4 protein-coding genes are annotated in these 5,321 nt (G+C 37.3%); all 4 read right to left on the bottom strand.

The window, feature by feature from the left end; all coding sequences use genetic code 11:
- Positions 1–791 precede the first annotated feature (791 nt).
- Positions 792–1,748, bottom strand: a complete 957-nt coding sequence (locus FJR38_RS26580; RefSeq protein WP_168499115.1) for a glycosyltransferase family 2 protein — start codon at positions 1,746–1,748, stop codon at positions 792–794.
- Positions 1,745–3,022: a lipopolysaccharide biosynthesis protein gene (locus FJR38_RS26575; RefSeq protein WP_168540554.1), complete on the bottom strand. Its 1,278-nt coding sequence runs from the start codon at positions 3,020–3,022 to the stop codon at positions 1,745–1,747. The genes FJR38_RS26580 and FJR38_RS26575 overlap by 4 nt, the downstream gene beginning before the upstream one ends.
- Positions 3,019–4,017 carry a glycosyltransferase family 4 protein gene (locus FJR38_RS26570; RefSeq protein ID WP_168499111.1) on the bottom strand — a complete coding sequence of 333 codons (999 nt, stop codon included), beginning with the start codon at positions 4,015–4,017 and terminating at the stop codon, positions 3,019–3,021. The genes FJR38_RS26575 and FJR38_RS26570 overlap by 4 nt, the downstream gene beginning before the upstream one ends.
- 73 nt (positions 4,018–4,090) lie before the next feature.
- Positions 4,091–4,954: a polysaccharide pyruvyl transferase family protein gene (locus FJR38_RS26565; RefSeq protein ID WP_254449596.1), complete on the bottom strand. Its 864-nt coding sequence runs from the start codon at positions 4,952–4,954 to the stop codon at positions 4,091–4,093.
- Positions 4,955–5,321 lie beyond the last annotated feature (367 nt).

The raw sequence follows: 5,321 nt of genomic DNA, 5'->3' as shown, positions 1-5,321 counted from the left end.
AACGAGAGAGGATTTAGATTTTTAAAAGACCCGTTTGTTTTTACATCAAGCGTATTTGTAAAAAACTCCTGAAAGAGTAGAATCAATAGCAATGATAATGGGATTGTGCTTGTTAGTCTATAATCTTGCACAAAGAAAATTAAGGCAAGAATTAGCTAAATTTGATGATGGGATTAGAAATCAAGTCAATAAAATCACAAATAAACCGACAATGAGGTGGGTATTTCAGATGTTTCAGGCTGTACATTTGGTAATCATAAATGGACAAAAACAAATGAGCAATTTAACGGAGGAACGTGAAAAGATTGTCAGGTATTTAGGAAGGAGTTGTAGTAAATATTATCTAATTATTTGATGAGAGTTTATTAGACCAAAAAAGATGTAGATAGTGATCGATAAAATTAGTAAATAGAAATTTTTAGCAAAGAGTGAAAATATTTTTTGCTGTAATTGTCATGTTTATTTAAGCCGAAATGACTATTTTAATTGAGAGAGAGAATCTATTTTAAAACCTAGCGAAATTAATTTCGGTAATATTCTCTATTTTTTGGTAGATAAAGTTAAACTCAACCAGAAAAATTAGGTAAATAAAATTTTCCTGGCTGGGATTTTTCAAAAATATCAATAATCTGAGTTACATCTGCGGAATGTGGGTTTCAGCAACCGTTTTTTCAGAATTATAAACAGGAATAATCACAGATATTTTAGGCATGATATTAATTAGGTGACAGGGAACAGGTGACAGGTGACAGTAGGAAAAAGAGAAGAGACAGGAGTTTTTTAGTTTTTAATTAATTTCTTTCTTTGCGCCTTTGCGTGAAAAAAATCTTCTCCATCACCAAAGAGCCAAACACAGCAACCAAAGTCAATAAACTTCGTCGCGGCTGATGAAACAACAAACGCCAATCAGAAACCAAAGCACGACTCATAAAATCCACCCCCACCGCAGCCGGTAACTTCAACCGAAAAGCCCGTCGAGCCAGATAACGTAAATGCAGAGCTTGAGCCAAAGCAAAATGATTTTCAACCAATTGTGGAGCATAAATTTTCGCCTTTTCCACCAATTGATTCCAACCAGTTTCCATCCGATACAAATTCGATGACAGTCCAGCAGAACTGGTACGATAACGAGTTAATACCTGGTTTATCCCCGCAATTTCCCAAACACCAGTGCAAATTACCCGCAGTAACCATTCCAAATCTTCCGAATAACTCATATCAGGAGAAAAGCCTCCCACTTGAGCAAATACTTCCTTACGAACTACCCAATTAGAAGTAGTAGTGGTGGGATTTTCTGATAGTAAATATTCTGGTTTTAAATCAGTTAAACGAGAACTCGAAACCTGTCCAGTTGGTTCACCTGATTGGTTGAGTATTTCGACTTGCGAAAAGCTCACTCCTAAACGGGGATGAGATTGAAAATGTTGCAGGTGTTGTTGAAGTTTATCGGGAAACCATTGATCATCAGCATCAAGAAAAGCAATAATTTGACCTTTGCTTTTTTCAATTCCTAAATTACGAGCCGTAGAAACTCCCTGATTTAGTTGATGAATTAAATGAATGCAATTATCTGTTTCTTGATATTGTCTGACAACTGCAACTGTGTCATCCGTAGATCCATCATTTATTATTAATAATTCCCAATCAGAGCAAGTTTGTCGTTGAACAGATGTTATAGCTGCTGGTAGAAACTGAGCAGCATTGTAAGCGGGAATAATTACTGACACCATTGGGTTAATATTTGTCATGGATTTACCTCCTGCAAGAATTTAGGTAATTTTTGCAAAGTTGCCCATAACGTATATATTGGTTGCAAAGTCAGGTGTGTTAATGTCACAGCCACCGCAGCACCCAAAATTCCCCAGTTTGTACCGACACAAATAGCAGTAGCTAAACAAGCAGTAAACAAGAGATTCCAACGCAATTCAATTTCTGGTTGGCCAAAAGCACGAAACATTAAAGAAGCAGCATCAGCAAAGGGACGAGATAAAGCCGAAATACAAATTAGGATTAAGATTGGTACTGCGCCTCTTTCTACCCATTTTTGCCCAAATATTAGGGGAACATAGAAGGAAGCTAAACTAGATTGCAACACCACCAAAGGTAAAATCATCACAGCTATTTTGCGGAGACTTTGGGTATAGCGTTGGGTAAATAACTCTGTCTGAGATTTGAGATCACAGAGGTCAGAGAATAGTGAAACCCTGATGGCATTAATTACACTTAAACTAATTCCTAATCCGGCATTAAAAGCAAAATAATAAATTCCTAAAGCTTCCACACCGACAAATCTACCAATTAAAAGATAATCAATATTTTCTCTAAATATTGTTAGTAGTTCAATGCCAAGTACCCGACTAGCAAAGGATGTAATTTGTTGCCATTTATCAAATGTTAAAGATTTGGTCATCCGCCAAGGATGATATTTAAAGGTGAGAATAATCCAAATCGGTGCAACTAAAAACTTCGGTAAAACAATTGACCACATTCCCATACCAGAGAGGGCGAAAATTGCCGTCAGTACATTATCTGTAGATACTTGGACTGAACTAATTAGGGCGAGAATATTTAAGCGGTTTTCTCTTCTAATTAAGGCTGTTTGTACCATTGCCAGAGGATAAATTAGGTAAGTAATGGCAATGAGACAGATAGGAACAATGAGATGGGAATTATTATAAAATTGTGCGATCGCTAATGATGCCAAACATTGAACTATGAATAAAACTAAGGCAATTACCCAGTTTAACCCATAAGCAGTACGACATAACTCTTCCACTTCTTCCGCTTCTGCTTGCACAATTTTGTCAGCAATACCGTTGCGGGTGAAGACACGAATAAATTCAAAAGTCATCAAGACAATGGCAGCTAAACCATAATCTTCTGCACTGAGAAAACGAGCAAGAATGACTGTGGTAATAAGACGAAATACTCTAATGACTAATTCAGAAGCCCCCATCCAGCCAATGTTGCGGATAAAGCGGTCTTTTTTGAAGGAGGATAAAGTTTGGGCTATTGTTTTCATGTCAATTCCTCCAGCAACCCTTCCCAATTAGATAAGTAATTGTGCCAAGAATTGATGGCTGAAGCTTTTCCCTGTTGTCCCATTTCTGCTAATTTGTCCGCAGGTAAATTGACTAATTCCTGAATTGCTTTAGCTAGTGCTACAGAATTTTCTGAGGGAATAAGTAGGCCAAAATCTTGAATTTGTTCACTCAAACCATCCACTGCTGAAGCAATAATTGGTTTACCAGCAGCCCTAGCTTCTAAACAAACATTACCCCAAGGTTCCCAACGGGAGGGAATAACCACAGCATCGCACTGACTTAAAAAAGCAGGGACATCATCAATGCGTCCCACAAATTCAATTTTGGGACAGTTAGCAGCTAATTGTTTTAATTTGTCTTCGTCTGTTCCTGTTCCACCAATTTGTAATTGAATTCTGGAACCGGGAATTTGTTTAACTGCATCAATCAAAATATCAAAGCCTTTTTGGTGGGAAAATCGCCCATAAGCACCTAATATAAATGGTTGATCTGACAATCTCGGTTTGGGGGAAATGTTGAAAAAGGGTTCAATCAATCTGGAGAACGGAATTACACTAATTTTGTCAGCCGGCGCTAATTGGTTTTTGAGTATCCAATTCTGCTGTCCTTGGGAAACAGTAACTAAGCGATCGCACATCCCATAAGCCAGTTTTAACATTCCATGAAACCGATTCACTGACGGCACATTAAAGGCTTCAAAACCTGCACTGTAGTGATGTTCATTAATAATTAACTTGGCTGAACGTCGTAGTTTCCATAGCGGAAATAACCCCCGCCAGGAGGAGGCACCATGAACTACAATCACGTCAGGGTGTTGTTTTGAGATCACAGAAGATGCTGCTGATAAAGGCTCAGTAATAAACTCAAATTTTTCCGACAGCCAGGACATTTCTAAACTTTTTAATGTGGCTTTAATGCCACCAGTCCAACCCATGCCTTTACCGCCTACAAAATGGCAAATTTTTGGTTTCATAGATTTTTATTTTCTTCATTTTTAAATAGGTAGAAACTTCTCCCTCATCTACCTCAATGTGCAACTTAAGGGTTTAACCAATGACTCGGCTATAGCAGTTTTGAAAATCTTTTTTGACCTGTTGACGAATTGCTTCATGGTCAAAGTTAATAGCAGAGGTAGCAGCGATCGCATCAAGATGAATATCTGGGTTAAATTCTTCCAAGCTGCAACCAGGAATTTGTAAGCGTTTTGTTAAATCTTTACCTTTATTTGAGTAGTACAAGTTAAAGGGAACTCGACCACTGGCCAAGGCTAAAACTGATGTATGATATCTAATTGCTACAATCAAACGACAAATAGCTAATGCACCCATTACCAATTCCCAGTTAGGTAATTGATGCGTAAAAGCAAAGGGGTTAAAAATTTTCAGCTTCGGTACTTGTTGGACTATTTCCCTTGCCATAGCCAAGTCATTATCAGCGCCGTAAGCTTGAGACTGAATCAGCAATACAGGTTGATATCCCTGTTGGCAGAATTTCCGACTTAAGGATACAAGTTGCCTTTGAAACTGCTCATTATCATGGCGATACATGGAATCAAAGGTACGCAGAGAAATCAAAGCTGCTGATTCTGGTTGAATTTCCAGTGTTTTTAACAGTTGTTTAGCTAGGTCTTTGGCTTGCTCACTCACGGATAAAGTAAATGCTGCATCAAAAGATAAAATTGCTGGGATGCCAGATGCAGTTAAACGTTGATGGCTTTCCACATCTCGCACGCAAACAGCAGCCAATTGACGCAAGCATAAGGTCAAGGCTTGAAAACTCAAACTATGACATGAGCGGGGAATTGATTGACCAAATACAAAAGTATGCTTGGGCGATCGCCTTAATTCCAACAAATTCCTGATGAACGCTTTGGTAATTGAACCTTCACGGGCATTATTAAAAACCCACATTCCGCAGATGTAACTCAGATTATTGATATTTTTGAAAAATCCCAGCCAGGAAAATTTTATTTACCTAATTTTTCTGGTTGAGTTTAACTTTATCTACCAAAAAATAGAGAATATTACCGAAATTAATTTCGCTAGGTTTTAAAATAGATTCTCTCTCTCAATTAAAATAGTCATTTCGGCTTAAATAAACATGACAATTACAGCAAAAAATATTTTCACTCTTTGCTAAAAATTTCTATTTACTAATTTTATCGATCACTATCTACATCTTTTTTGGTCTAATAAACTCTCATCAAATAATTAGATAATATTTACTACAACTCCTTCCTAAATACCTGACAATCTTTTCACGTTCCTCCGTTAAATT

The sequence above is a fragment of the Anabaena sp. UHCC 0253 genome, assembly GCF_009712085.1.
GTDB lineage: Bacteria > Cyanobacteriota > Cyanobacteriia > Cyanobacteriales > Nostocaceae > Dolichospermum.
Note: the sequence above shows the minus strand (reverse complement) of the source record. Positions and strands in the feature narration are given on the sequence as shown.

Excerpts from the sequence above, each read along its gene's own strand:
- FJR38_RS26580 (WP_168499115.1), bottom strand. The coding sequence starts at position 1,748 with ATGACAAATATTAACCCAATGGTGTCAGTAATTATTCCCGCTTACAAT.
- FJR38_RS26575 (WP_168540554.1), bottom strand. The coding sequence starts at position 3,022 with ATGAAAACAATAGCCCAAACTTTATCCTCCTTCAAAAAAGACCGCTTT.
- FJR38_RS26570 (WP_168499111.1), bottom strand. The coding sequence starts at position 4,017 with ATGAAACCAAAAATTTGCCATTTTGTAGGCGGTAAAGGCATGGGTTGG.
- FJR38_RS26565 (WP_254449596.1), bottom strand. The coding sequence starts at position 4,954 with ATGTGGGTTTTTAATAATGCCCGTGAAGGTTCAATTACCAAAGCGTTC.